This window comes from Paenibacillus woosongensis (assembly GCF_009725165.1).
Taxonomy (GTDB): domain Bacteria; phylum Bacillota; class Bacilli; order Paenibacillales; family Paenibacillaceae; genus Fontibacillus; species Fontibacillus woosongensis.
Genome location: NZ_WNZW01000009.1, coordinates 26,845 through 53,123, shown reverse-complemented (window position 1 = coordinate 53,123; position 26,279 = coordinate 26,845). Strand labels below are relative to the sequence as shown.

Genomic DNA, 26,279 nt, shown 5'->3' with positions numbered 1-26,279 from the left:
ATATCGTTAAGCTTGGTATTAATGACTTACAAGATCATTATAAACAGCCCTGATAGCGCTTTCTCGTTGTTCCTTGTCCTCTATAGGTTTGTTTCTTGTTGTGTTGTTCGTTCGCTTGCTAGCTTGATACGGGATTGGCCCAGCCATACAGCAAGAAATACCTCTTCGGCGGATGAAGCCGGGTTGTAAAGCACTCTTGCCCTTCCTAGGATCTAGTCCGCTGACCGTCTTTATGCAGAATGATCACATATGTGACGCTAACTATACGAAAAGGAGCGCCATTCCCGCATCCAGCGGGAACGGTCACTCCTTTTTTTACGAAAGTCCATATATCAATATTGCGGCTGCAAAGTCAGCAGCAAGATGCCATGCGGAGGTACGATATAAGTGTGCTCTAAACGCTCCGTCGCAGACAGCCATTCCACGTGCATTTGCGGTCCGCTTCGATGCTGCAGAAATTGCAGCTCCTCTTCGGTCGGATAGGTTGGTGCGCCTAAGCGTACCCATTCGTCGAAGACAGACCCGTGCTCGCGATCTAGCCGATAGCGGGTCACTTTACAGCCATGCTCCCGTTCATTCAGCTTGAGATGGAATGCGCGATTCCCTTTTTCCTCAAAAATGGTGTACCTGCTTAGCTCCGTCAATCCCGACCAATCGCCGCTGGCGAAGAGCTGATCTACATGGGCGTAATTATACATTAGAATTTGCAGGCTGCCATTCTGGCCGCTCGTTACGATGTACCCGTCGCCTTGGGATACAATGCGATCCCCGAGCTTGGCGAGCAGCTCGAAGGCGTAATAACTCGGCTTCTTCAACCCGTTGCGGTTCATGAGGCCAAATCCGCCATACAGCATCGAGGAAGGCACCTGGCTCTCCTCAAATACATCCGTAAATGACCAGTAGGCAAGAGATTTTAGCGTACCCAGCGTCTGCAGCGCATGATGGACCACGAACGCGCCCATGAACATCGTATCGTGAATCAGGTTACGGTCATAGAGCGAGAAGTTCCACTCCGTCATATGCAGCTCCAGGTCGGGCAGGGCAGTCGCTGCCAGCTTAGATCGCAAACGTTTCACACTGTCCAAATAGAACGTAGAAGGCATCAGAGTCGTAAGCTTGGGCTGCTCTTCTTTCAGACTCGGATATTCCGAATAGACATGGAACGAGAAAAAGTCGATCGGGGCTTGTCTGTCGCTGCAGAATGCAATGAATTCCTCCGTCCAGTTGTCGTTCCAGAGCGAGCCGTAGCCCATCGCAGGCCCGCCTAAGCGGAGCCGCGGGGAGATGGACTTGATCGTCTTCGCCGTCTCGGCATAGAACTGGAAATATTCCTGCTTGGAGCCCGCCCAGCATACCCCCGAGAGATCAGGCTCGTTCCACACTTCGAAGTACCACGAGGATACCTCTTCCAAGCCGTAGCGGTTCAGGCAGTGCCGGATGAATTCACGAACTAGCGCATTCCATTTATTCTGATCCCGCGGCGGAGCAATATGCCCTCTCCACCAGAAAATAGTCTCCTTCGAGCGAGCCAGTGCTGAAGGCATGAAGCTTAAGGCGACGAACGGGCGAATCCCGGCTTGGAGCAGGAAATCGTACAGTTTATCCACATAAGCCCAGTTGTAGACCGGCTCGCCATCCGCTGTCTCCGTATACACCATCATCTCATCATTAAAAATACCGTGGAAGCGGATATGCGAGAACCCAAGTCTGCGCTGCAGCTCAAGAAATTGCGCCTGCCAATCAGCACGCAAGCCTTCTACCGCCCTGCCAGCTGTCGTAAGCCAGTTCCAATGCTTCGTATACGGATTACCTGCTGTCTTCTCATCGATGAGGATTTCCACTTCATCATAAATGACGCTGGATGCGGAGGATAGGACAGCCGATGCTTGCGACGGCTCCAAATACCGGTAGAGCGATTCCATCGCCTGAATCGTATCCACCTCATAATAGTCGGCGCTTGTCGATTCCTCATAGGTGAGCGGCTTCCGGTCAGGGTCCACAGGCTTTGCCGCCGTGAGGGCCTCGCGGAAGGCCCCGGGAGTCGTGTCATATTTCTCTTTAAAATATTTATTGAACAGCTTGACGTTGGCGAAGCCGCAATCGAGCGCAATCTGAGTCACGCTATGATTGGTGTCCATCAATGCATTAACTGCCTTCTCCAATCGGACAGAGGTCAGATATTTCTGGAACGGAATGCCGATCTTGTCGCTAAAGAAATGGGAGAAATAATGAAGGCTTAAATGCTCCTGATCGGCAATCGATTGCAGCGTAATTTTCTGGCTGTAATTATGGTCGATAAATTGCAGCACGCGGTTCAGCCGCTGATAGTCATAATCGTTGACATTGTTCTGCTTCTCCTCCGTCAATTGGATAGAGAAGTAGCGCATCAGATGCCCCGCCAGCATATGCAGAAGACCCAGCGAATAATTCCGGCTGCCCTGCGTCTTCTTGCTCGCTTCCCGGGCCATCTGGGCCAGATAGCGGCGAATGCTGTCATAGATATCCTGGCTCTCTGGCGTCTGATACAGGGAATTACACGACACCGCCCGCTGCTCGTCCAGCAAATCCGGACTAAATTGCAGCGTAAGCAGGACATTATCCTGATTTGTACGGTCGATCTGATGCACAGACATGCTGTTGACAACGATAATATCATCTTGCTTCAGTTCATAATTCCGTTGATCCACATGAATCGTAATCGCGCCCTGCAGAACATAAATAATTTCAACCTCCTTATGCCAATGAAAAGGGACATATGCGACACTATTCACGAACAGCCTAATCGGCAGATCCTCTTGATATTCGATAAACTCGTAGAGATAACTCATCGGCAAGGGCTCCTTTCTGACGGGAGAATAGTCTTATTCTTGAGGTTCTCCGTTATTTTATTCGGGGGTTCTCACGGCATCATAATTGCTGATAGTGATGTAAGAGACGCTCTGCCCGGTCTTGGATCATTCGTCTCAGGGATTCAGGCTTCACGGATACAACAGAGCTGCCATATCTCATCAAATAATCAGCTATGAACGCCTCTTCCCCCGGATTATAGAATCCCCGTATGACCGTCATCTTCCCGCAGTCCAGGCTCATCGAAGGGTAATGTTCTTTATAGAAAAGATCCTTGGCCTGTTCTAAAATCTCCACTTCAAAGTCAATACTATGCTTAGATTGATAAACTTCTAATGAACGGTGAAGGAGCTCGTCTATAGTAAAAGGAGATTCAGCCTCCACTTCTTCTACAGAGGTGATCCGGTCGCACCTGAAAACCCGATACTGCTGCGTACCTAACTCGATTCCTGTAGCATACCATTGACCAAACCTGGCGGATATTTTGAAAAATTGAACGTGGTAGCTTGTTTGCTGCTTATTTTTCCGATATTGAATCGTACAGCTGCTTTCCTGAAGAATGCTTTTCAGAATGCGATCTAGATACCGGCTCACATGCGCATGCTGGACCATTTCAAACTGCAGGACTTTTCTCATGCTGCGGATCTGCTGGAGCTGTTTATCGGAGAGGCAGTGTTCAAACTTTTCACCCAGCTTATTCACACTAAGGTGAAATGGCGTGGATTGATAAGCCTCCAGCGTCAACATGGCAAAATACAGAGCATACACCTCGTCCATTGTGAAGATAATGGGGGATAGCAGCCTGTTCTTGAGGATTCCATATCGTCCATGCCGGCCATGCTCGGAGAAGATCGGCATGCCTAATTGCTCTAATGAATGAATGTCGCGCAGAGCGGTGCTTTTGGAAATATCGTATTTATCCATCAGGTCATGTAAATTAAAAAACTCCCGGCCGTTCAAGTATCGGATCATGTCATTTAGTCTTTCCGATTTCTTCATCCTGGATCTCCTTATAAAGGTGTCATATTTTGATACCTTTATAAATTATGATGAGTTCAAGGGGAAAGATCAAATGTAGATGAGATGTACCTAAATCACGATCAAAGGAGACTGATCCCATGAGTGCAACATTGGAAGTAGCTATTTTCTTATCAATGAACGGAAGGGCGAGAGAGGCTATCGATTTTTACAAAAAACATTTCAACGCCAAGGAACTGCTGCTGGTGACCTATGAAGACATGGCAGAACGCGACAGCTCGTTCCAGCTTACGGACGCGAATAAGCATTATATCACGCACTCCGTCCTATCCATCGGAACAACAAAGATCATGCTGGCAGAGGACACCATGGACCCTCGGGAAAAATACACGGTCGGCAACAACACCTCCTGGTGCATTCAAAGCGCAGACCTGGAGGAAATCGAACATTTCTACAAGAGCCTGACTTCAGATGATCGGGTGAGGGTCATTGTTCCCTTATCCAGCAATGTGTTCAGCAAGGCGTACGGGATTATTGAAGACCCGTTCGGGATTCAGATTCAGTTGATGTATGATGAGAGATTGCGGTGAGAAGTGCTAGATGATCCCGATCCCAAATTCACATGCCATATGAAAAAGTCCCTAATTTGAAAGGAGCCATGAGGCTCCTTTTTTGTATGCCGACATACGCTTCATGACCATTAAATATGATGAAGAAGATGGCTTGTTTCATCTGCATTATGAATCGGATGAGGTGATGTCTGAGAGGTGCTGAAATTTTTGGACTAAGAGACCAAGGAGAATCCAAAATGATGAAGCTAACCGGGATCCTCAATGATATTAAGCTGCGAAATAAACTGTCATTGATTTTCATTGCTGCTGCCGTTATACCGATGCTGATCAGCGGTGTCATTCTTACGGTGCAGCTTCGCGAAATTTTAATTGCGGGCGCATTTCAGCAGGCTGTAAGCAATGTGGAGCGGGTAAGACAGCGAACCGAGGAGGTGATCAAGGTTCCCTTGGACATCTCTTATCGGCTCTCCAACGATTCGCGATTAAAGACCGTCGTGAACCGGGAGTATGGCAGCAATTACGAAGTTGTCCATGCGTATAAGCAGTATACCGATCTCAGGAGCTACGTCCATATGTATAAGGAAATCCAGGGGATCCGCCTGTACACTCCCAATTCAACGATGCTGAATAACTGGGATTTTATGCAGCCTGATGAGGTTATACAGAGCCTGCCTTGGTATAAGCAAGCGTTAGAGCAGAAGGGGCTTGTCGGGTGGAGTTTTATGGAGGATGAGCGGGATGGGCAATCTTATCTAAGTCTGGTGCGCAGAATTAACCTCGAAGACTGGCTGTATGATAGCGTCCTTGTCATCAACGTAGATACGGTGCTTCTGGAGGCGATATTAGCCCAGGAGACCTTCGCCACATGGATTGTGGATGACCAGAATAACATTGTAGCGGCGAACCGCCCGGATTTGTACGGGAAAAATCTAAAAGAAATGCATGGGGACAACCCGGAGATGTTAACGAGGAGTGAAGGAAGCTTTGACGTCATGCTGGCGGGGCATCCGTCCAAGGTTGTCATATCCAGTCTAAGCCTCCAGAATAGCTGGAATGGACTGAGAGTCATCTCGGTCTTCCGTATTCCGGAGATTGTAAAGGAAGCGAATGGGGTGATCGGCCGCGCGGCACGGGTCATTGCCGCCAGCTTCCTCGCCGCGATTCTGCTAGTGTACAGCTCGGCCTCCCTCATTACAAGGCGTCTGCTGCGTCTTAGCAAGCATATGTCTAAGGTGGGGAGCGGGTCGTGGAAAGCGTTCCTGACGATCGACGGCAAGGATGAAATCGGACAGCTGTCCCGACAATTTAACGGGATGGTCGAGCGGCTGAATCAGCTGATGAATGAAGTAGAGGAGAGCAACTACGAGAAGAGCCTGCTGGAGCAGAAGCAAAATGATATCAAGTTCAAAATGCTGGCCAGCCAGATCAATCCCCATTTTTTATTTAATACGCTCGATTCGATCCGCATGGAGGCGCATGTTCGCGGGCAGGAGGACATCGCTGTGGCTGTATGGCAGCTTAGCAGCATGATTCGGAGCAGCCTCGAGATCGGGAACCGGGCTATCCAGCTGCGGGAAGAGATGAATATCGTGCTCTGTTACCTTGAGCTGCAGAAATTCCGTCATGAGGAGCGGCTGCAGTACGAGTTAAATATTGAACCGGGCGCGGAGCAGGTCGAGATTTTGCCCCTCATTATTCAGCCCTTGGTGGAGAACTCCATCATTCACGGCCTGGAGAATAAAGAGGAAGGAGCTACCCTAGTTCAAGTTCATGTGTATCGCATACAGGAGGGCGTTCGAATTGAAGTTATCGATAACGGCGCGGGGATCTCGCAGGACAAATTGCTTGAAATTCATGGCCATCTGGAGGACCTGGAAGAAGAGGCGGCGGATCGGAGAATTGGACTTCGCAATGTGCATGACCGGTTAATCCTCTCTTACGGCAAGCCGTATGGGCTTCGCATCGATAGCGTAGAAGGGAAAGGAACTAGAGTGTCATTTTTAATTCCGAAGGAGGGTCATATGCATGTATAAAGTGATGATTGTAGACGACGAGCCTAAGCTCCGCAACGGACTGAGAACCTTGATTCCATGGGAATCTATCGGCTTTGAAGTCATTGGGACAGCGGCCAGTGGAAAAGAAGTGCTTCGCTCACTCGATACACAGCTGCCTGATCTGCTCATAGTCGATATCCGCATTCCTGGCATGAGCGGCTTGCAGCTCATCCAGGAGATCCGCACTCTCGGACTGCCTATGCGTTACGTGATCGTTAGCGGCTATGCCGACTTTGAATATGCCCGGACAGCACTGCAGCTAGGAGCTGACGGCTATTTGCTGAAGCCTGTGAACAAGGATGAAATGACCTCATTGTTAATCAATGTGCGGGAGAAAATGGTGCAAGAGAGGCAGCAGCGAAGCTCTGGACGCAGTGACCCCCCATCGAAGGAGTGGCTTATATATTCGCTGTTATCAGGCAGCTCTAATATGGATCAAAGTACGGTTCAGGACATGGCCACAGAATACGAGTTAAGCTGGCCGGAATATGAAGTGGTGCTTGTGGAGGTTCGGGGGGAGGGCTCCAGGAATGAAGCCGAAATCCATCGCTTCCGCGAACAGCTTGCTGATCTGTTTAACCGTCAGAAGCGCGGTGTTGTTCTGGATACTGCTGCTTATATTGCCATACTGCTTAAGAATCCGCTGGAGAGAGAAGAGGAGAGAGTGGAGCTCTATCAGGAATTGCAGCACATAGCCGGAGAGCTGCGCCCTTACATAACGATAGCCGCGGGCGGTAAGGTGAGGCAGCTGCTGGAGATTAGGCAGTCCTACACCGCATCTCAAAGTTTATTGGAGAGGAGCTTCTTCTATGGCGAGGATGCCATTCTATGCTCCGATTCTTCCACAGCCAGCCTCCCCCAGGGGATAGTACTGGATCACTGCGAGCTGCCGGATGTACAGGAATGGGGCTTTCGGTTATTTTACCTCATCGATGTCGGGGATGGCGGCTATCTGGAACCCTTATTGAAGGATGCGGCCCAAATTTATATGAACAAGGGATGCAGCGAGCAGGAGGTCAAGGAGGCCTTCTTCCAAATGATCAATGAAGTGATTCGGAGGATTTCAGCGAAGACATGGCACGATGCAAATTTGGCATGCAGTCCAGCGCAATTTCTAAGCAGTATTTACGGACACCATACTCTGGCCCGGTTAATTGAAGATGTGCTTAGCGTACTGGAGAAATTGTCGATCGTGTCCGCTTCCTCGGGTCAACATAGCGAAATTAAGAAGATGCTGGATTTTATAGACCGCCATTATGCGGAGAACCTCAAGCTGGAGACCTTAGCCCGCATGTTTAATTACAGCAGCGCTTATTTAGGACAAATTTTCAAGAACAAGACGGGGGAGTACTTTAACACCTATTTAGATAAGGTGAGGATTCAGAAGGCGAAGGAATGGCTGGCCCAAGGGGACAAAGTATATGAAGCAGCTGAGAAGGCCGGTTTCTCGAGCGTAAACTATTTCTACAGCAAATTCAAAAGGTACGATGGAAAATCTCCATCCGATTATCAGAAAAAAGCTAAAAATTGATGGAAGTGATTGAAAAATTTCAGAAACAATCGAAGATGTTGGAGGAATTTATGCGAAATCCCTAGTCTGTTGGGATGTTCCCCTCCTGCGTTACTATGAAATGCAGGAAGGGGGCGAAAGGGATGAAAGCGGTAACAAGGGATGAGCCGGAGCTAGGGCTAACCAGGAAAAGGACAAAGTGGACCACATTCAAAAACCAAAAAGTGCTGTACATGATGTCCGTACCCTTCGTGCTATGGGTTCTGGTGTTCCAGTACTTGCCCTTATGGGGCTGGACCATGGCTTTCCAAAATTACAAACCGGGAAAGAGCTTCCTCGAACAGAAATGGGTAGGCTTCGAGCACTTTGCCGCTTTATTTCAGGATGACCGATTCTATCTGGTGCTAAGAAATACGCTGGCTATGAGCAGCTTGGGACTTGTCGCTGGATTTGTATTCCCTGTCATGTTCGCGCTGCTGCTTAATGAAGTGAGGGTACAGGTGTTGAAGCGTTTTGTGCAGACGGTATCGTACCTGCCTCATTTCGTATCATGGGTTGTGGCCGCCGGGATTGTGAGTAAAATGCTGTCCACGGACGGAGGCGTCGTGAATGCTGTCTTAATGAGCCTTCATGTGATAGATCAGCCTATTCAATTTATGGCCAAGGGCCACATGTTCTGGGGAATTGTAACCGCGGCCGACGTCTGGAAGGAGACCGGCTGGAATGCCATTATCTACTTGGCCGCCATTGCGGGAATTGGACCGGAGCTGTATGAAGCGGCGAGAGTGGATGGAGCCAGCCGACTGCGCCAGATGTGGCATATTACGCTGCCGGGCATCCGGCCGACGATTATCGTTCTATTAATTATGTCGATCGGTCATTTGATTGGCATTGGATTTGAGAGACAGTTTCTGCTTGGCAACCATATGGTCAGTGATTATTCCGAGGTCCTCGATTTATATTCTCTAAAATATGGGCTTGAAATGGGACGGTATTCATTTGGTACGGCGATTAATATTTTTAATTCCGTCATCAGTCTCATGCTGCTGTTTATTGCGAACGGAGCGTTCAAGAGAATAGCGAATGAGAGCATCATGTAAGGGAAGGAGGAGCTTGCCATAGCATCCAAATCGTTATTCGACAGACTGTTTGACGTCGTGGTCTATGTTCTTATTACGCTCATTACGATCATTACACTGTACCCGTTCTTGAACGTGCTGGCGATTTCTTTTAACGATTCGGTAGATACCGTCAGGGGCGGCATTACGATCTATCCGCGAGACTTCACCTTGCAGAATTACAAGCTGATATTCAGCTACGACGGTCTCATTACCGGGTTTAAAATATCCGTTCTGCGTACCGTAGTCGGCACGATTGCGGGATTGATCAGCGGCTCGATGCTTGCCTTTACGCTGGCCCGGACGGAATTCCAGGGCAGAAGGTTCATCTCGACCTTCCTGGCGATCACGATGTACGTGTCAGGCGGGCTCATTCCAGGCTTTGTTCTGATTCGTAATCTGGACCTGGTGAACACGTTTGCCGTCTATATTTTGCCGGGGCTGGTAAGTGCCTTCAACATTTTTGTCATCCGGTCGTTTATTGATGGGATTCCATATTCCCTTCAGGAGTCTGCGAAGCTGGACGGGGCAAATGATTTCATGATTTACTATCGGGTAATTCTTCCGCTATGCAAGCCGGCACTGGCTACTGTTGCTCTGTTCCTTGCCGTGGGCCAGTGGAATTCCTGGTTCGATACTTATTTATTTAACGGCTCTAACAGCAAGCTGACTACCTTGCAATATGAATTGATGAAGGTGCTGCAGAGCACGACCGTGAATGCAAACAATGTCCGCGGGGACAACATGAACCAGCTGATGGCCCAGATCTCTCCCGATTCCGTCAAGATGGCCATTACGATCGTAGCTACGGTTCCGATTCTCGTCGTATATCCGTTTTTGCAGAAGTATTTTGTGAAAGGGATGACTCTCGGCGCAGTCAAAAGCTAGGGGAGCCCGATGATCCGTGAGACCGGTATCGTCAGGTGTGGGTCTGTTCAATACGCAATCATAACTAAGGGGTGTGATCATATGAGGCTAGGAAGGAAGGGGCTGGCAGTTTCACTACTCGTTCTGCTGATGCTGTCTTCGGCATTAACGGGTTGTGGCGGGGCCAAAAATGGGGAGCAGCCTGACGAGTCGCAGCAATCAGACACCATACCGTCTAATGAAGTCATCACGTTGACGTATTTCTCTGAGGATCCGAACCCGAATTGGAATAAGATGCAGGACCGTATTGGCAAAATCATTACCGAAAAGACGGGTGTCATCCTGGATGCCGAATTTGCGGTGGGCGATCCAGGGCAGAAGGTGTCCATTATGGCCGCTACCGGGGAGTACCCTGATCTTATCGCTGCCAAAGCCGATTTGGGCAAACTGGTCGATGTCGGAGGGGTTCTTGATTTAACCGACTTGATTGAACAGCATGCGCCCAATATTAAGAAGATGTTAGGAGATAAGATTGTCCGCGCCAAATACAGCCTGGAGGATCAGTCGATCTATGCCATTCCTACCTGGTCCGCAGTAGAGGAGAAGAAATTCAGAGCAGAGCACGGCTTCGAATTGCAGCATCGGGTTGTAAAAGAAGCCGGTTATCCCGAAATTCGCACGCTTCAGGATTATGAGAAAGTCATCTCCGACTATTTAGCGAAGTATCCTACCGACGAGAACGGAAATAAGAATATCGGCCTTTCCCTGAATGCAGATGATTGGCATATGTACATGGTGACTAACGTAGGCTTCATGACGACGGGCGCGCCTGACGATGGAGAATATTATGTGGATCAGGAAACCTTTGACGTGACGTATCACTTCCGCCGCCCGGAAGAGAAGGAATATTTCCGCTGGCTGAACCACATGAACGATATCGGCCTCTTGGACCCGGAGAGCTTCGTTCAGAAAACAGATCAGTTCAAGTCTAAAGTAGCGTCAGGACGCGTGCTTGGTCTCATTGTTCCGATGTGGGAGTTCGGGGATGCGCAGCAATCGCTGAAAGCAGCCGGCAAGTTCGATCATACCTATGGACATTATCCAGTAACGCTGAGCAAGGAATATAAAGATCCCAGCTTCTGGTCAGCAGGCTTTGACGGAGGTTATGGCGTAGCGATTTCCAGTCAATGCAAAGATCCTGTAGCGGCCATCAAGTTTCTGGACTACCTGGCTTCCGAAGAGGGACAAATTCTGGTGAACTGGGGCGTTGAAGGAATCGATTACGTCGTGGAGAATGGCAAACGTTATGTGCCTAAAGACATTCAGGACAAAATGGACCGGGAGGGCACGGCTTACACCAAGGAATCCGGCCTTGGATTCTACTGGAACATGATGGTGCATTATGGAGATGGAATCAAAGATTCCACGGGCAACTATTTCACCAAGACGAATGCCGAGGAGCTGACGGCTTCCTACAGTGAGCCGGAGAAAGAAGCGCTGGCCGCATACAATATAGAGCATTGGAAGGGCCTGTTCCCTAGTGAAGAGGAATTCCCGGAGAGAAAGGCCGGCGCAGTATACAACATCTCCTTACCGGCAGATAACAAGGCGACTATACTGGGAGCCAAAATGAAGGATATTACTTGGAAACGCATCCCGGAAGCGATTATGGCGAAGCCAGCGGATTTCGATGCCATTTGGGACAGCTACATGAAGGAGCTTGATAAAGCCGGTGTCAAGGAAATGGAAGAGGCTTATGGCCAGTTTGTCAAAGACCGCGTGAAGCTGTGGTATGGAGAGTAAGAATATAGCGTGAACCGGAACTGCCAACTTGTTGGTTGGCAGTTTTTTTGTTGCACGAATGGACTGCCGATGGCTTGCTTAAGATTTTGCGGCTGGCTCGCTGGCCGTGTGCTGAATATATTCCAGGTGTTGAAACCCCCAGCCGCACATCTCCGTGAGTACCTTGTGGAGAGATTTGCCGTAGTCCGATATGGAATATTCCACTTTAGGGGGGATTTGTTGATGAATCGTGCGGATCACCAGACCGTCCCGCTCCAGCTCACGCAGCTGATTAGTCAGCATGCCTTGCGTAATATTCGGGAGCAGGCGCCGCAGCTCGCCGAAGCGTTTCGTGCCGTCCTGCAGCAGAATGAACAAAATGAATGGCTTCCACTTTCCTCCAATCACGCGGAGTGTGGTCAATATGCCCGCTGTCTTGCCGTTATCGCGCACCTCGTCGCGCATTTCGTCTTGCATCGTCGTCCCCGCTCCTTTCGTGTGGGTACCTGTTTAACACAGATTTTACCAGAGGGCTAAGAAATGGAACAGTACGCTCATTAGCAGTACTAAGTACGGTATACCGTACTAAAGGGGATGTCTGCTGGATATCTGTAAAATGTACCACCAACAAATGAACCAACGTCCGGCTAAATGTACGATTTGACGTACATAGTACGTTAATAATGCGTACTTTACACCTCAGCGGATTCTCGCCAATAATGGGATTGCATCGCGATGCACCATTGTAGGAAGGAGAGATATGCTGGTGAAAATCATGGCTATCCTGGCCCATCCCGATTTGAACACTTCTCGCGCCAACCGGGCGTTATGTCTGGAATTACAGCGAGCGGGAGTGCTGCTTCATGATCTGTATGGGGCGTATCCGGACTGGAACATCGATGTGAAGCAGGAACAGCAGCTATTACTGGAGCATGACCGAATCATTCTTCAATTCCCTTTGTACTGGTACAGCAGTCCGCCACTGCTCAAAAAGTGGTTCGATGACGTACTGGAGTATGGCTGGGCCTACGGATCAGGTGGAGATCAGCTGAAGGGCAAAGCGTTCATGGTGGCAACGACGACGGGAGGGTCGGAGAAAGAGTATCGCTCTGGAGGGTTTAACCGATACACCCTCAGCGAGCTTCTGCGGCCGATCGAGAGAACCCTGACCCGGTGCGATGCTGAGTTTCTGCCGCCATTTGTTACGTACAATACAACGAAGGCAACCGATGTAGAGCTTATGCAGGAAGCGCAGCGTTATGCGGAGACCGCCCGGATGCCGTCGGAGCTGCTGATGAGTTGAGGCTGTCAAACCACAGCCATTTACAATGGTCCTGAAAGGAGCACTTACAGGACCATACTGAAGAACATATGAAGCCGCCACATGAGCTATTGAAGCGTAAAATCAAGGGACTTTTGAATGTCCAACCCTCGCTTAAAGTGAAGAGTGTAGTCTCCCTTCTCCCATTTCAAATTATGAAGCCGCATTTCAAAGGCGGCCAGGTCCTCGGTTTCTCTCATTGACTCTTGCTGAAGAATTTCGCTTTCCCCGCGTTTTGTCACATATAATTGAGCCTGAAGTAAGCTTTCCTTCTGATCTGGATAAATGGCTTTTGCAGTTAGCGGAGCATGGTTGATAAAACGATCAGAACTGTCGTTAATTTTGTGCAATTCGTGATTCGGTGTAAACCCAAGTTGGAGATCATAACTGCGATTTGCGGTCAGATTCGAAAATAACGCTCGGGACAGCGTCCAGACACAGATGATCCCTAGAATTGAAATGAGGATTAGGGAGGCTTTTCTAGGCATAACTATGATCACCTCTTCTATGCCAGGCTATTGGTTGGCTTTCTTTTTGCAGCAGCTTGTTGTAACTTATTGTGCTTCATGTAATACTCTTTCTGTGAGAACAAATGTAATATTACTATATAGCTATACCACTGAGATTAAATAGCAAGGGAGCATCAGACATGACCATCCGTCGTGGAGCTGTAGAGCAAGATTACATTATTGAGCGTGTCACAGAGATATTTCAATGCAGAGTTCTTTGGAGCGAAGGGCGTCCATGCTTGGAGTATAGGAGTGCCCGAGAGCTGGAGCAAATCACGGAGTATGTCCAAGCTAACTTTGAAGTCGAGCTGCTGGATGTATTTTTTACAGCGGTGGAGAGCTTGCCGGCAGACTAGAGCGGACTATCGATAATCCGTTCTTACCTCGCCTGGCAGCGTAAATGACATGACCCCCTCCGAGTCAGTGACCCTATCGCCAACAATGCGTTCGTAAGCGAGAGTCATGTATTGGTAGTTTGTATCGATCATTCCGTATTCGGTATGACTGCTGTCGCCAAAAATACCATACGAATAGTACAGCAAATTTTTGTTGATTTCAGGCGCTTTGCCCGTGGAGTTTGTGATGCTCGTTCCCATGAGGGTCTCCGTGTGACCAATAGAGGCATATTCAAAGTTAGCTTGCCAAGTACATACTAGAAAGCCATCCTGCAGTTCGACCCAGGATATCGTATCCCCATAAATATAGTAATAACCCAACGCTTCGCCTTCCGGAAAAATAAACGTCCTATCGTAGTTTTCATCTAAAATCTTGGTCTCCAGCGGAGGGTTCATATAGTGAACGGACTGAATGAGCCGCATAATTTTCGGTCTTGCCTCTTCCAGAGAGCCGCGATACAAAATGTTCTTAGTCTCCTCGCTAAGCGGCGAGTAAATTCGAATCTCCCCTTGAGTCCATTCCACCTGATATCCAAAGGAATGGGCAATCAGGCGCATCGGAACATAAACGATTCCATTTTTTAATTTGGCTGGCGCATCCAGGTCTAGAGCTAGATCGCCGGATTTTGTCCCCCGCAATGTGGCCTTTTTGGTGCCGGGCTTCAAGCTTAGGCGTTCTCCCCATTTCTGCACGGTGACCGTGGATGTTTTGGAATCCCACTGGACCTTGGCGTCCAGCGCCTCGCTAATGATGCGCAGCGGAACCAGAGTTCGTCCGCGATCCGTGATGACGGGCAGGCGCTCGGTAATCGTTTTTCCTTCTACAATCAGCTTGGTGGCAGGCGCATAGGCCGCATAGGCCGCTGGAAGGTTAGCAAGAAGTACAATAAAAGCTGCCGCTGCAAGGACGGCGTGGCGAAGCCAGTTCTTCATGGTACGTTACCTCCGTGAAAATTTTTCATTGATACTGTATTAGACGCATAGAGGGACTGGAAAGTTTTGTTAGGATGCATTTATGGAGCAGCAGCTGGGGCTTACACTGGTTAATGATAAGCAGTCCGATATGACATAATAAAAGTAACTATTCAATCGGAGGTATCCAAGATGCGATGGGATGAGGTTAAAGAACGTTTTCCCAATGAATGGGTCGTTCTTGAGGCAACCAAAGCGTATTCTAAGGAAGGCCAGCGTTTCATAGAAGAGATGACTGTCATTGACTCCTTCGAGAATTCCACCAAAGCATTGAAGCGGTATAGTGAGCTGCACCAGGAGAACCCTCACCGCGAGTATTGTTTTTTCCACACATCCCGTTCAGAGGTAGTAGCGCGAGAACGATATGTAGGGATTAGAACCTGGATTCCATTATAGTTGGAGAAGCGGCCCTTAAAGATTTTCAAGTTGAAATCGGAAATATGGATTATGGCATGGAAATCGACGGAATACTAGGATTTAATTTTTGAAACTAGCAGAAGCATTGATAGATGTGGGAGCAATGGAATTGAAGACCCGTGTTTGTTAATCGACTGTTTCATAGATTAGAGATACTATGGTTTACCTTCATAAAAAGGAGCTTGGTCACAGAACTTGTGTCGGGCTCCTCTTGGCGTTGTCTTATCCTCTTAAGCCATTCGTGAGCGTGCAGAAGTACTTGCATCCATTCGGCATGGTGAATATCTGTTTAAACGTGAACCACAAAGAAATGAAATAGAAATTGATTTCCTGAAACAATAATAACGTTCCTTGGATCATCCCTAAAGCGTGTATCCCCCTGAACAGTATGTTGAGGGGGATTTTGATTTGGGATTCGTAATTTAATAGCGGATTAATCAACTAGTCGATTGCTACTAGCTTCCAACTCCCTTGTTATTTTAATTAAAATAGAAAATCTTCGCATATTCTGTACGACACCCTGGAATCATTCGTCATTCACATGTTCCAGAAGGGCGTAACCATGGCGGAGATTTCAGATCTGCTTGAGAAAATGTATGGACATCACTATACGCCTCAAACGGTGTCCAATATGCCGCGAGGCATGGTTGAGCATGTTGAGGCCTTTAGGAAGCGTAAGCATTGCCTTTTCCGGAAGCGCAGCTTTTTTCTCAGAAAATAGGTTGTTATTCTTCCCCTCGCTTATTTCCTCTCATTATTATTGAGACAGAGGACTCCGGCGACTAGTAGTATCCGAGCCCCTGATCAGATCGAATCTGCGTTTCCTCCGCCACGATGCTGTAGCGCCGCAATCTCATCCAATTTTGCCAGGGAGGCGATTGCCCCTTTCCGCGTGGTCGCTATCGCGCCTGCCGCATTGGCGAACGCCACCGCTCTTTCCAGTTCATTTCTTTCCCACTCCGTCACCGGTTTATCCAGCTCCAGCAGTCGGTAAATAAAAGCGCCCATAAAGCCGTCACCCGCTGCTGTGGTATCTACTGGGGTTACCGGATAGGAGCCCACATTGCCAGACACTGTCCGGTTGGCATAATAAGTTCCTTTTGCTCCCCGCGTGACGAGTAATAGCGCGATAGGATAGCTGTTCAAGAGCTGCCCTGCTCCATCCGCCAAATCCTGACTTCCTGTCAGGAAGACCAGTTCTTCTTCAGATACTTTTACGATGTCTGCCAGATGTAGCCCTTCTTCCATCGCAGCCCTGCTGTGGGCATCATCCATCCATAACGCAGGCCGCCAGTTAGGATCGTAGGTGATAAGTGCCCCATGCGATTTGGCCAGCCGGACCGCCTGAACTGTAGCGCTGTAAGCAGGCTCGGTGGTCATGGAGATCGACCCGAAATGAAAGATCCGTGTGCTGCTAAGCAGTTCACGATTCACCTCATCGAAAGTCAGCTCAGCATCCGCGCCCGGATGTCGGCAGAAATGAAAGCTCCGCTCCCCGTCACCATCCAAATGTACAAACGCCATCGTCGTATGGGCTGTCCTTGTCTGGACCAACCCGCTGTCCGCGATATTTTCGGCAACCAATGCTTCCCGCAGATACTGACCGAACGGATCATCGCCGACTTTTCCAACAAAAGCCGTATGCTTGCCGAGCCGCGACAATGCGGCCAGCACATTCACCGGAGCGCCTCCGGCATTTCGCTCAAAGTAGGGGTTACCCGCAGGAGATGTCCCCGCAGGAGTAAAATCTATCAGCAGCTCACCGAGCGCCACCGCATCATATTTCATCGTTCGTTGCTCCTTCGTTATCAATTCAGATCAGTAGAATGGCTGCAGCATTACCCTTTTACACCAGACATCGTAATGCCCTGAATGTAATAGCGCTGCAAGAACAGAAACAGGATCAGGATCGGAACCGTGGAAATGGTGCTTGCCGCAAGAATCTTAGACCAATCCGTTCCTTCCACCGAGGAGAACGCGGCAATAGCTACCTGGATCATCTGTTTTTTGTCGTCATTGATTACGATCAGCGGCCATAGATACGAATCCCAATTACCGAGAAAGGTCATTAGTGCGAGGGTGATCATTGGTGGGACGGTCGCAGGCAAGACAATGCTGGAAAAGGTTCGCAGCATCGAGGCCCCGTCGATTTTGGCCGCCTCCAGAATCTCATCGGGAATCTCCGCGAAGAACTGCCGCAGCAGAAAGATCCCGAACACGGACAGCATCGAAGGAATCACCAACGCCTTATAGGAGTTGAGCCAGCCGAAATAATTCATCAGCAGATAGTTCGGGACCAGCGTCACTTCACCAGGAATAATCATCGCCGACATGAACAGTGCGAAGACAACCGCTTTTCCACGGAAACGCAGCTTGGCAAAAGCAAACGCCGACATCGAATTCACCAGCAGCACCAGCAAGGTCACAATCCCTGCAACGAACAGTGTATTGGCGATATAGCGAATAAATGGGTTGCCCTCATTGAAGATAACCTCTTTAAAGTTAGCCAGCGTTGGCTGGACAGGAACGAACAAATGATAATTCAGGCTAGAGGAGTACTTGAACAATTCCTCATAAGGTCGCAGTGAACCTGAGATCATCCAGAGGATCGGGATAATTGAAATGACAGCCAGGACGGTCATAACCGTATACTTAACAATGCTTGCAAAGCGGTTCATGTGTATTCCTCCTAGTAGTTTAGCGAAACGACCGTTTCTTTGAAATTACCCTGCAGCCAGATTGGCTTTAGAAGCTCCACCATTAATATTCCGCGTTCCGAAACAGTCTCATTTGCACAAGCGAGATCACGAGAACAATCACGAACAGAATAAAGGCGGCAGCGGTGGCGTAACCCATCTGCATCTGCTGGAAGGCCATTTTATAAATATAATAGACTGCGGTTTCGGTAGCCCCGTTGGGTCCTCCACCGGTCAATACAAAAACAAGGCCGGACAGCTTTATTGCATCGATTGTCGTCATAATAACGACGAAGGCCATGGTACGGTTCAGCAAAGGAAGCGTAATGCGGAAGAACTGCTGTATTTTTGTAGCACCGTCCACCCGGGCCGCCTCATACAAATCCTGCGGAATGTTATTCAGTCCGGCCAGGAAGATAATCATGAAAAAGCCGACGCCTTTCCATATCCCCAGCATGATCACGCCGTACATCGCTGTCTCCGGGTTGGAGAGGAAGTTGGTGGTGGGCAGGTGAAACGTCTTCAGCACATTGTTCAGAATCCCAAATTCCTTGTTGTAGATCAGCTTGAACACGGTTGCGGCCACTGCCGTAGAAATAACAACCGGAATGAAATAGAGTGTGCGGAACAGCCCGGTGAGCGCGAATTTATTCTGGACTAACAGGGCTAAGCACAGTGAAATACTGGTCTGAATCGGAATAACAATGATGGCAAAATGAAACGAATGCCTGAGACTGGCCAGGAAATCCCTGTCCGTCAACAGATTCTTGTAATTGTCCAACCCGATAAAGCTGCGAGTCGACCCCACCAGGTTATAATTCTGGAAGCTGATCACAAAGGCTTGCAGCATCGGATAAAATACAAAAATGAGCAGCAAAGCAAAGGAAGGCAGCACGAACCACCAGGCGGTCCTTTCTTCTCCCCGCAGATACCGGTTGGGCTTTTTGCTTGCAAGTATAGATTTGGAGCCAGACTCGGCTGCCGATGTAACGCTTGTCATGATCTTTTCACTCCATTTCAATCCGGTTTATATACGAACACGTTCATCACGGCATAAATTTGCCCACCCGGAGCAAGAACTTTAATCTCCGCATGCCCTTCCTTGACCCCCTTTACGACAGCGGATGTTCCGGTACGGCTATCCACCTGTGCAACCGCCTCATCACTCGATACCCAGGTAAGCTCCTGGGGAGCTGTTAGCGGAACGACCGCCGCTTCCGCCTCCGCAGTGCCGCCAAGTGGAACATCTACACTGGAATGGCTAAGCAGAACGCGAAGCGGTTTCGAGCCGTCGGGATCCTCATCCCGCCATATACTGGCCATCGGATAAAAGACGGCCTGGTCCAGCGTCACGTTCCCCTTTTTCACATACAACTCCAATCCGTTACTGGTAGCCCCCGGGAACAAAATACTGGAAACCACTGTCTCGCCGTCTGCGCCGAACACCTCCAGCGTCGATTCATCCACATAAATACGCAGCTTAATTTTCCCGTTTACGGCTCTTAGGGGAGCCTTAACCGTTTCGGCAAACTCGGCTTCAAATGAGCTGTCGCCGGATTTGGTCCGATCTATCGTCAGTGTAGAATTAACGCTGTTATAAGATACAATTGTTTCCTGATTTCCGCCTTTTCTCAGTTTGAAGCCGAATTCCGCTTCTTCTTGCACGGTGAACTCGGTATCGAGTTCATAGGAACTCCCTCGCAGGCCGACCAGGGGATTGTTGCCCGGCTCCAGCCGCTGGGTTCCCACCTTGACAGCTTGGCCACGCAAAGCCTCCAGCTCTTGCACCGGCTGCTGGACAAGGCGCAATCCCTCACCAGGAATGTCACGCAGCTTCAGCTCCCGCGGGAGCGACATATTACCTTTCCACGGATCGGTCGGCATGGAGAACGGATAGCGCCAGTTGGACATCCAGCCGACATAGATACGGCGGCCATCCGTCTGCGGAATATCCGAGTAGGACACTGCGGCGTAGAAGTCTCTTCCGTAATCGGTCCACAGCACTTTGGAGGGCTCATTCTCGTTCTTGAACGTCCGGCCGTCGAAGCTGCCGACAAAATATTGCGCTGTCGATCCACGGGTCGTTTTGTTATTTCCAACGCTGAGCGCCAATACCCATCGGGTCTCCTTGCTGCCTTCCACGGGAAGCTCGAACAGATCCGGACATTCCCAAACGGCGGCATGCGAACCCTGGTCGGCGCCGAATTCGCTGGCCATCTGCCAGGTCTTCAGGTCTGGAGAGGTATAGAATCTCACCCGGTTGTCCACCGAGACAACCATCACCCAAGAGTGTGAGGGTTCATGCCAGAACACCTTGGGATCTCTGAAATCCTTGAGTCCGGGATTCGGAATAACGGGATTGCCCTCATATTTGGTCCAGGTGCGTCCTTTATCCGAGCTGTAAGCCAGGCTCTGCGACTGCGTTCCTCCTTTGAAATGGGTGAAGATCGCCACCAACCCCGCTTTGCCGTCAAAAAAACCGCTCGTATCCTTCCAGTCCACCACCGCGCTGCCTGACCAAATCTCCCCGAGCGAATCACGCATCAGAGCTACCGGCAGATGCTGCCAATGAATCAGGTCCGTGCTGACGGCGTGACCCCACTGGCCGCTATTCTGGTAGAACTGGTGATATTCACCTTCAAAATAAACCATTCCATTTGGATCGCTCATATTCCCGCTTTCCGGCGACAGATGATACTGTGGGCGGTACAGCTCCGTGTAGTAATTGGGAATCGCAGAAAACTGAAAAGCCGCAGGTGCAGTATTAGAGACGGCATTGGATGGAGTTTTAGAATCAGAAGCATTCATTTCACTTCCTCCTGATCCGTTATTGTTGGTACTGCCGCCAATGTCGCAGCCTGCTATAACCAGCAGCATTACAGCTACACATGCCAGCTTGCTTGTAGTTTTGATCATAGTCCCTCCTGACTAGCTCCAGATAGATTTGAGATTCCACATATTCAGCGACTGCAGCGTTATATTTCCACCCTTCGCCTTCATTGTTATTCCGCCGGTTAGAGCAGACGGATACACCCGGCTTGTCAGCACATAGCGGCCATCATTTACAAACACCTCAATCGAGGAACGGTCGACAAATACCTGCAGTTTAAGCGTGGCTCCGTTAGTATCTGATGTTTCCGTACTTACTGAAACTTCACTTATCGATGCATCGCCATGGCCGGAAGCGCTGCAATCCAGGATCAGCTTGTTTTCCCGGAGCAAATAGCGGATTACCGTCGATTCTCCGCTCCCCTCTACTGCAAGCAAAGTAATCTCAAGACGCTCAGCTTGTGTGCCGTCCAGAGCAAACTCAGCAATCCATTCAAAACCCTGTCCGTCCCTAACGCTCCACTCCACATCATTCCCGTTAGAGAGGGTCACCCCGGAAGCTATTATTCCATCCTCCCGCAGGAGTTCCAGCTCGGGAACTGGCCGTGAAACCAGCTTGCCTTCCGGCAGCAACACCAACTCTCGCGGCAATGTCATTGCCCCATACCACCCGCGATCCTCACGGGCCATCTCCGAACCCCAGTGATCCATCCAAGCGATCATAATTCTTCTGCCCTTGTCGTCCAACAAAGTCTGTGCAGCATAAAAATCAGGACCATGATCAAGCTTCGCTTGAGCCTCCGGTATAAACTTGCCGCTGGCGTAATCCATTTCGCCGATCATATATAAATTTTTGGCATCCTGCATATTCATCGGTGATAGTACAAGCACATGCTTATCTCCTAGCGGGAACAAATCGGGGCATTCCCACATGTCCCCTTGAGTGCCGTCGCTCTCCGCAGCCGTCCCCATGTATTCCCATCGCTCAAAATCCTCCGATTGGTAGAGCAACGCCTTACCTTTGCCTTCTTTCCCGGAACCCAGCACCATATACCACAGACCTTCATGACGCCATACCTTGGGATCACGGAAGCCGAGGTTCCCTGTATCGGGCGAACCTGGAATCAGAGGGTTTCCGGAATGTTTGTCAAAAACTACCCCGTCCACGCTGCTCGCTGCGCACTGCACTTCCATCGGCTCCCGGCCGTCCACATGCCCGGTGTAGATTAGGGTTAGCCTGCCATCAATCTCCACAGCACTGCCGGACCAGCACCCGTAACCGCCCTCCTGCCCAAGCTCATAAGGCTCCGTAGGTGCTAAAGCAATAGGAAGGTGTTTCCAATGCACCAAATCCTTGCTTACAGCATGGCCCCAGTGCATCGGCCCCCATTTGTCACTATAGGGGTGATGCTGATAAAACAGATGATATTCCCCTTTATATTGGATCAGCCCATTAGGGTCGTTCATCCAGCCAGCCTGCGGAAGCACATGGTACTGCAGCCGGTAGTCATCCCGAGCCGCAGCCTCTGCCTGTGCCGCCACCGCTTTCTCCGCCAGCCGGATGCTCTCTTTATGTGCTTGGTTCTCACCCGAAACATTCATGTTGCATGCTCCTATTCCTTGTTTGTTTTAGACTATTGTAGCTAAACTATCGGAGAAATCATTTCAATATGATCAGTTAGGGAGTTGTGATGTTTTCAGGGAGTGGGGGAATGGAACGGGCACTTTGGCGTGAAACATAAAATTGCCACATCAGAGTTCCGTCCAATGTGGCATTGCGCAGTCTATTTCTTAGAATAGACAATATTATTGATGCTGTCGCAGAACAGGCAGAACTGCACTGAAAGCTTCGCTATCGTTAGGACTACCCGTGCTTGTGATTCTTCAAATACCATTCACGGTAATCCTTGGGGCTTTTGCCCATGTTTTTCTTGAAAGCGGTGCTGAAATAGCTGGAGCTGGAATAGCCGACAAGCATGGCGATATCGGTCAGCTTCAGTTCGTTCTCTTGCAAAAGCTGCACCGCCTTGGCCATTCTCAGCTTGGTGACATAGTCGCTGAACGTAATGCCCACATGCTGCTTGAACAGCCCAGATAAATAGGTCTCATTCAGATGAAACATTTCAGCGAGTGAAGAAAGCGTCAACTCGTAAGAGAAATTCTCCTCCACGTATTTTCTGACCGCCTCGACCATATGCTGTCCACTGGAGAAGCGGAGCTTCTTCACTTCGTCCATGACAAGCTGCGCCAGCTCATTTATCTGCCCCAGCACACCTTCACGCGACTGGTAATCGGCAATGGTCATCTGACAGTTCCACAAATACTTCTGCAGTGCGGAGCCGCCGAGCTCGAACTTTTTAGCGATGGAGCTGAACATCAGCAGTATCCGCAGGGCCAGAAAGGTAAAAGCAAACATCGGCATATCTCTTTCGCTGCTGAAAATGGTGTCAAGCTGCTGGCGAAAGGTGCTCATGTCCAAATTTTCAATCGCCTGCACCAGCTTCCGTTCCACTTCCGGAGTAAAAGCCAGCGTAAGCTCCATCACCCAGTTCCGTTCACCCTCTCCATCTTTATACACGGTGCTTTGACTCCAGGACAGCATGCAGGAAGCATAACCGTTCTTCAGACGCTTGAGTCCCTTCACTTCCTCGCCAATCCCCGTCACACACTCCAGCTTCAGGTAACTGGCGATGTTTCGTTTCAGTTCTTCAACAAACCGTTCCGTTCGATCGGCATGCTCCGGCCCCGATTTCATAATAACCAGAAAATACATCATCGCAGAATTGGCGACATCGTAGAACGGGTAAATTTCTTTCCACTTAGCAGCCGTCTCCCGGCATAGCATTTGAAAAGCCAAATTGAGCAGATCCCGGCGGTCCTGCCGGTCTGCCATCCGCCCCGTCGGCACTCTCATCTCCACAGCGACAAACTGCAGCTTCAGATCATCCGCCGTCAGCGGGGTCAGTTGAAGCTGCTGCAGCCGTTCTTTGATAGCTGCCAGGCTGTACCACTCGTCTTTGACCATTTGCAGCAAAAAATTCTCCTGCATCAACCGCAGCTGCTCATTTTTCCGTAGATGATCATACTGTGAGATCTGCAGGTTTTTTTGCTCCTGTTCAAATTCTTCACTCAGCCTGCCAAGCAGCTCATTCAGTTCTGCGCGGGCTACCGGCTTCAGCAAATAATCCTTCACTCCAAGCTGAATGGCCGATTTCAGATAATCAAAATCGGAGTATCCCGACAGCACAACCGTCCTCAGCAATGGATACTTTTTTTTGCAGATGCGGATAAATTCAATACCGTCCATCTGCGGCATGCGGATATCGGAGATGACCAGCTGCGGTAGCGGTCCCTGCTCCAGCAGCTGCAGCGCTTCATTGCCGCTTGAGGCCTCTGAGACAATCCGGAAGCCGGCGGCTTCCCAATCGATTTTGGCTTTGATACTGTTGCGAATCCCCTTCTCATCATCCACCAGCATAATCTCATACATAATGTTCATCCCTCTATCAGCGGTAGCTTCAGTGTAATGGTTGTTCCTGTGAGTGGCTTCGAATCAAGCACGGCTTCGAACTGCTCACCGTAATACAGGCGGCAGCGGGATAGCACATTGCGCAAGCCGATGCTGTCCCCTTTATGATTTAAGATTCCCACGCTGTCCCTCAACTCCGTATCGGCAAGAATACTGGCGATCAGTTCCGGGGTCATTCCTGAACCGTTATCCTGTATCTGCAAGTGCAGGCGCGCTCCGCACACCCTGGAGGTGATCGCAACCTCGGCAATCCCCCCTTGTTCCAGGCTGTACTTCACGGCATTCTCTACCAGCGGCTGCAAAATAAACTTGGCAATCAACAGGTGGTCCGCAGCGGAATCCTGCTGGATCGTCACCATCAGATGATCCTCATGTCGCAGCTTTAGGAGGAACAGGTAGTCACGAATATAACCGAGTTCCTCGCTGACCTGCACCAGATCCGAATCAAGACTCAGCGAATAGCGCATCATTTTGCCCAGCGCTTCCGTGGCATCCATGACCAGATCCTCTCGTTTCATCGCCGCCAGACCGCTGATGATCTCCAGTGTATTGTTGTAAAAATGGGGATTGATCTGCAGCAGGAGCGCCTTGTATTCGGCATTTTTCCGGCGTAGATTGGTCTCGAATTCCGTTTCGATCAGATACTTCAGTCGATGGGTCATCTCCTCAAATACACCAGCCACATAGTCTACTTCACTCTGCCGGGATCTAGCCTTCGGCATATCCTTCAGCCCCAGCTCGAACTGCCCATTTTTGACATGCCGCATGGCCCGGGCCATGGCACTTAGTGGCTTCGTTATATTGGTGGAGAGCCGCAGCGCGACAATGATCACAAGGATCAGTAGAACAAAGCTGGCAAGGAGCAGCGTTTCTTTGAGCTTCGTGATGGTGGCATACAGCTCCGCCTCCGGCACCTCGCCGATGATCAACCAATTCTGGGCAGGCAGCCTGCGGTAAAAGAGCAGATAGTCGGTCTCATCCTGGCGAAGCGAAAAAATACCGCTGTTCTGTTCTCCACTGTGTTTCTGCAAATAAGCAAGTCCATCGCTAAGCACCTGCTGAGCTCCTGTCAGATCCTGATGAAGTACACTGTGGCCTTCAGATGTCAGTAAAAAGGCTTTGCCGCTTTTGCCTATGCTGATTTTATCTATGTCCTGACGCAGAAGCTCCGTAGGATAGTTGATTTTGATCACTCCGACATCCTTAAGGGACTGGAGCTGCACCAATGGAAGCACAAGGCTGTTGATCTCGCGCGAACGCATGCTGTCGTCGGTCTGATCCCTGTCTTGGTGAGCCTGCGTCCAGCGCACGTCCTGCTCCTTATATTGTTTGTACCAGCTGCTCTTCAAATAGCTTTGGTCCTGTGTCCATAACCCGCCCTCTCCCTTCGCAAAAATGGATATAGAAATCACATTCGAATTATTGACCGCATAGGAGGATAGCAGCTCACGCAGCTTTTGCTTGGCCATAAACTGTTCACCCCTGGCGCTCTCATCGTTCAGGTCGGTGGTTATCCATTCCTGTGTGATGTCGCTGCTCAGCACCTGGTTGCCCATATCCTCAATTTGCTTCAGCAGCGTGCTGACATGGGTGGCAAATTGGTCTATGGTTTGCAAAGTGGAGGTCTGGGTAGATTTTCGGATCTGCTCCTCCGATTCCTTGCTGAGGATAAAGACAACAGACGTAATCGGAAGGATCAGCAGGATTGAAAAGGCCAACATCAATCTGCTGCGTAACGAGTAGAACATAACAACCGCGCCCCTTGCTATCATTATGAATCAAAAATTCAAAATAACCCCACAACGAGGGAGTTAAATCTTGAAGCTTCTTGAAGCTGAAAGAAGAAACAGCATTGCCGCCCTTTTTTTAAAGGGCGGCTGCCG

At 49.7% G+C, this 26,279-nt stretch carries 21 protein-coding genes and 1 pseudogene; 10 read left to right on the top strand and 12 right to left on the bottom strand.

What is annotated here, in order from left to right:
* Window positions 1-332: 332 nt before the first annotated feature.
* Together GNP95_RS18765 and GNP95_RS18760 are read right to left on the bottom strand one after the other, a co-directional pair.
* A complete protein-coding gene (locus GNP95_RS18765) occupies window positions 333-2,828 on the bottom strand; it encodes a GH39 family glycosyl hydrolase (protein ID WP_155612388.1) in 2,496 nt (831 codons plus the stop codon).
* 79 nt (window positions 2,829-2,907) lie between these two features.
* Window positions 2,908-3,846 (bottom strand): helix-turn-helix transcriptional regulator, encoded by a 939-nt coding sequence (locus tag GNP95_RS18760; RefSeq protein WP_155612387.1) that lies wholly within the window; start codon window positions 3,844-3,846, stop codon window positions 2,908-2,910.
* Between the two features lie 119 nt (window positions 3,847-3,965).
* On the opposite strand from GNP95_RS18760, the gene GNP95_RS18755 reads away from it, so the two are divergent.
* The 6 genes from GNP95_RS18755 to GNP95_RS18730 all read left to right on the top strand — a co-directional run bounded on the left by GNP95_RS18755 (window position 3,966) and on the right by GNP95_RS18730 (window position 11,749).
* A complete protein-coding gene (locus GNP95_RS18755; protein ID WP_155612386.1) occupies window positions 3,966-4,415 on the top strand; it encodes a VOC family protein in 450 nt (149 codons plus the stop codon).
* Window positions 4,416-4,636: 221 nt separating this feature from the next.
* Window positions 4,637-6,430 (top strand): sensor histidine kinase, encoded by a 1,794-nt coding sequence (locus GNP95_RS18750; RefSeq protein WP_155612486.1) that lies wholly within the window; start codon window positions 4,637-4,639, stop codon window positions 6,428-6,430.
* Window positions 6,423-7,982, top strand: a complete 1,560-nt coding sequence (locus GNP95_RS18745) for a response regulator transcription factor (protein ID WP_155612385.1) — start codon at window positions 6,423-6,425, stop codon at window positions 7,980-7,982. Before GNP95_RS18750 ends, GNP95_RS18745 begins: the two co-directional genes overlap by 8 nt.
* A 122-nt stretch (window positions 7,983-8,104) precedes the next feature.
* On the top strand, window positions 8,105-9,061 hold the full coding sequence (locus GNP95_RS18740; protein ID WP_155612384.1) for an ABC transporter permease: 957 nt from the start codon (window positions 8,105-8,107) through the stop codon (window positions 9,059-9,061).
* A 57-nt stretch (window positions 9,062-9,118) separates the two neighbouring features.
* The gene (locus GNP95_RS18735; protein ID WP_413773763.1) at window positions 9,119-9,967 is read left to right on the top strand and encodes a carbohydrate ABC transporter permease; all 849 of its coding nucleotides are present in this window, start codon (window positions 9,119-9,121) and stop codon (window positions 9,965-9,967) included.
* A gap of 81 nt (window positions 9,968-10,048) precedes the next feature.
* On the top strand, window positions 10,049-11,749 hold the full coding sequence (locus GNP95_RS18730; protein WP_155612382.1) for an ABC transporter substrate-binding protein: 1,701 nt from the start codon (window positions 10,049-10,051) through the stop codon (window positions 11,747-11,749).
* Between the two features lie 78 nt (window positions 11,750-11,827).
* On the opposite strand, the gene GNP95_RS18725 is transcribed toward GNP95_RS18730, so the two are convergent.
* On the bottom strand, window positions 11,828-12,205 hold the full coding sequence (locus tag GNP95_RS18725) for a winged helix-turn-helix transcriptional regulator (RefSeq protein ID WP_413773762.1): 378 nt from the start codon (window positions 12,203-12,205) through the stop codon (window positions 11,828-11,830).
* Between the two features lie 289 nt (window positions 12,206-12,494).
* On the opposite strand from GNP95_RS18725, the gene GNP95_RS18720 reads away from it, so the two are divergent.
* Window positions 12,495-13,031, top strand: coding sequence for an NAD(P)H-dependent oxidoreductase (locus tag GNP95_RS18720; protein ID WP_330163520.1), 537 nt, complete (start codon window positions 12,495-12,497; stop codon window positions 13,029-13,031).
* Between the two features lie 86 nt (window positions 13,032-13,117).
* Here GNP95_RS18720 and GNP95_RS18715 read toward each other — a convergent pair whose 3' ends face one another.
* Complete coding sequence (locus GNP95_RS18715; RefSeq protein WP_155612380.1) at window positions 13,118-13,537, bottom strand: hypothetical protein; 420 nt, start codon at window positions 13,535-13,537, stop codon at window positions 13,118-13,120.
* 161 nt (window positions 13,538-13,698) lie between these two features.
* Here GNP95_RS18715 and GNP95_RS18710 point away from each other — a divergent pair, with 161 nt between their 5' ends.
* Window positions 13,699-13,914: a hypothetical protein gene (locus GNP95_RS18710; RefSeq protein ID WP_155612379.1), complete on the top strand. Its 216-nt coding sequence runs from the start codon at window positions 13,699-13,701 to the stop codon at window positions 13,912-13,914.
* Window positions 13,915-13,920: 6 nt separating this feature from the next.
* Here GNP95_RS18710 and GNP95_RS18705 read toward each other — a convergent pair whose 3' ends face one another.
* A complete protein-coding gene (locus tag GNP95_RS18705) occupies window positions 13,921-14,886 on the bottom strand; it encodes a copper amine oxidase N-terminal domain-containing protein (protein WP_155612378.1) in 966 nt (321 codons plus the stop codon).
* A gap of 171 nt (window positions 14,887-15,057) precedes the next feature.
* Between GNP95_RS18705 and GNP95_RS18700 the strand changes: the two genes are divergently transcribed.
* Both GNP95_RS18700 and GNP95_RS18695 read left to right on the top strand, forming a co-directional pair.
* Entirely contained in the window at window positions 15,058-15,321 is a 264-nt protein-coding gene (locus GNP95_RS18700) for a hypothetical protein (protein WP_155612377.1), read from the top strand.
* 535 nt (window positions 15,322-15,856) lie between these two features.
* A pseudogene (locus GNP95_RS18695) lies at window positions 15,857-16,018 on the top strand (transposase); the annotation flags it as partial.
* Between the two features lie 128 nt (window positions 16,019-16,146).
* Here the strand turns inward: GNP95_RS18695 and GNP95_RS18690 are convergent.
* The 7 genes from GNP95_RS18690 to GNP95_RS18660 all read right to left on the bottom strand — a co-directional run bounded on the left by GNP95_RS18690 (window position 16,147) and on the right by GNP95_RS18660 (window position 26,144).
* Complete coding sequence (locus tag GNP95_RS18690) at window positions 16,147-17,130, bottom strand: carbohydrate kinase family protein (protein WP_155612376.1); 984 nt, start codon at window positions 17,128-17,130, stop codon at window positions 16,147-16,149.
* 50 nt (window positions 17,131-17,180) lie between these two features.
* Window positions 17,181-18,020, bottom strand: coding sequence for a carbohydrate ABC transporter permease (locus tag GNP95_RS18685; RefSeq protein WP_155612375.1), 840 nt, complete (start codon window positions 18,018-18,020; stop codon window positions 17,181-17,183).
* An 82-nt stretch (window positions 18,021-18,102) separates the two neighbouring features.
* Entirely contained in the window at window positions 18,103-19,038 is a 936-nt protein-coding gene (locus tag GNP95_RS18680; RefSeq protein WP_155612374.1) for a carbohydrate ABC transporter permease, read from the bottom strand.
* Between the two features lie 17 nt (window positions 19,039-19,055).
* Window positions 19,056-20,954: a GH32 C-terminal domain-containing protein gene (locus GNP95_RS18675; RefSeq protein WP_155612373.1), complete on the bottom strand. Its 1,899-nt coding sequence runs from the start codon at window positions 20,952-20,954 to the stop codon at window positions 19,056-19,058.
* A 12-nt stretch (window positions 20,955-20,966) separates the two neighbouring features.
* Window positions 20,967-22,469, bottom strand: coding sequence for a glycoside hydrolase family 32 protein (locus tag GNP95_RS18670; protein ID WP_155612372.1), 1,503 nt, complete (start codon window positions 22,467-22,469; stop codon window positions 20,967-20,969).
* A 262-nt stretch (window positions 22,470-22,731) separates the two neighbouring features.
* Window positions 22,732-24,366, bottom strand: a complete 1,635-nt coding sequence (locus GNP95_RS18665; protein WP_230873910.1) for a helix-turn-helix domain-containing protein — start codon at window positions 24,364-24,366, stop codon at window positions 22,732-22,734.
* Window positions 24,363-26,144, bottom strand: a complete 1,782-nt coding sequence (locus GNP95_RS18660; RefSeq protein ID WP_155612371.1) for a cache domain-containing sensor histidine kinase — start codon at window positions 26,142-26,144, stop codon at window positions 24,363-24,365. The genes GNP95_RS18665 and GNP95_RS18660 overlap by 4 nt, the downstream gene beginning before the upstream one ends.
* Window positions 26,145-26,279: the final 135 nt, after the last annotated feature.

Excerpts from the sequence above, each read along its gene's own strand:
- GNP95_RS18765 (WP_155612388.1), bottom strand. The coding sequence starts at position 2,828 with ATGAGTTATCTCTACGAGTTTATCGAATATCAAGAGGATCTGCCGATT.
- GNP95_RS18760 (WP_155612387.1), bottom strand. The coding sequence starts at position 3,846 with ATGAAGAAATCGGAAAGACTAAATGACATGATCCGATACTTGAACGGC.
- GNP95_RS18755 (WP_155612386.1), top strand. The coding sequence starts at position 3,966 with ATGAGTGCAACATTGGAAGTAGCTATTTTCTTATCAATGAACGGAAGG.
- GNP95_RS18750 (WP_155612486.1), top strand. The coding sequence starts at position 4,637 with ATGAAGCTAACCGGGATCCTCAATGATATTAAGCTGCGAAATAAACTG.
- GNP95_RS18745 (WP_155612385.1), top strand. The coding sequence starts at position 6,423 with ATGTATAAAGTGATGATTGTAGACGACGAGCCTAAGCTCCGCAACGGA.
- GNP95_RS18740 (WP_155612384.1), top strand. The coding sequence starts at position 8,105 with ATGAAAGCGGTAACAAGGGATGAGCCGGAGCTAGGGCTAACCAGGAAA.
- GNP95_RS18730 (WP_155612382.1), top strand. The coding sequence starts at position 10,049 with ATGAGGCTAGGAAGGAAGGGGCTGGCAGTTTCACTACTCGTTCTGCTG.
- GNP95_RS18725 (WP_413773762.1), bottom strand. The coding sequence starts at position 12,205 with ATGCAAGACGAAATGCGCGACGAGGTGCGCGATAACGGCAAGACAGCG.
- GNP95_RS18715 (WP_155612380.1), bottom strand. The coding sequence starts at position 13,537 with ATGCCTAGAAAAGCCTCCCTAATCCTCATTTCAATTCTAGGGATCATC.
- GNP95_RS18710 (WP_155612379.1), top strand. The coding sequence starts at position 13,699 with ATGACCATCCGTCGTGGAGCTGTAGAGCAAGATTACATTATTGAGCGT.
- GNP95_RS18705 (WP_155612378.1), bottom strand. The coding sequence starts at position 14,886 with ATGAAGAACTGGCTTCGCCACGCCGTCCTTGCAGCGGCAGCTTTTATT.
- GNP95_RS18700 (WP_155612377.1), top strand. The coding sequence starts at position 15,058 with ATGCGATGGGATGAGGTTAAAGAACGTTTTCCCAATGAATGGGTCGTT.
- GNP95_RS18690 (WP_155612376.1), bottom strand. The coding sequence starts at position 17,130 with ATGAAATATGATGCGGTGGCGCTCGGTGAGCTGCTGATAGATTTTACT.
- GNP95_RS18685 (WP_155612375.1), bottom strand. The coding sequence starts at position 18,020 with ATGAACCGCTTTGCAAGCATTGTTAAGTATACGGTTATGACCGTCCTG.
- GNP95_RS18680 (WP_155612374.1), bottom strand. The coding sequence starts at position 19,038 with ATGACAAGCGTTACATCGGCAGCCGAGTCTGGCTCCAAATCTATACTT.
- GNP95_RS18675 (WP_155612373.1), bottom strand. The coding sequence starts at position 20,954 with ATGATCAAAACTACAAGCAAGCTGGCATGTGTAGCTGTAATGCTGCTG.
- GNP95_RS18670 (WP_155612372.1), bottom strand. The coding sequence starts at position 22,469 with ATGAATGTTTCGGGTGAGAACCAAGCACATAAAGAGAGCATCCGGCTG.
- GNP95_RS18665 (WP_230873910.1), bottom strand. The coding sequence starts at position 24,366 with ATGAACATTATGTATGAGATTATGCTGGTGGATGATGAGAAGGGGATT.
- GNP95_RS18660 (WP_155612371.1), bottom strand. The coding sequence starts at position 26,144 with ATGTTCTACTCGTTACGCAGCAGATTGATGTTGGCCTTTTCAATCCTG.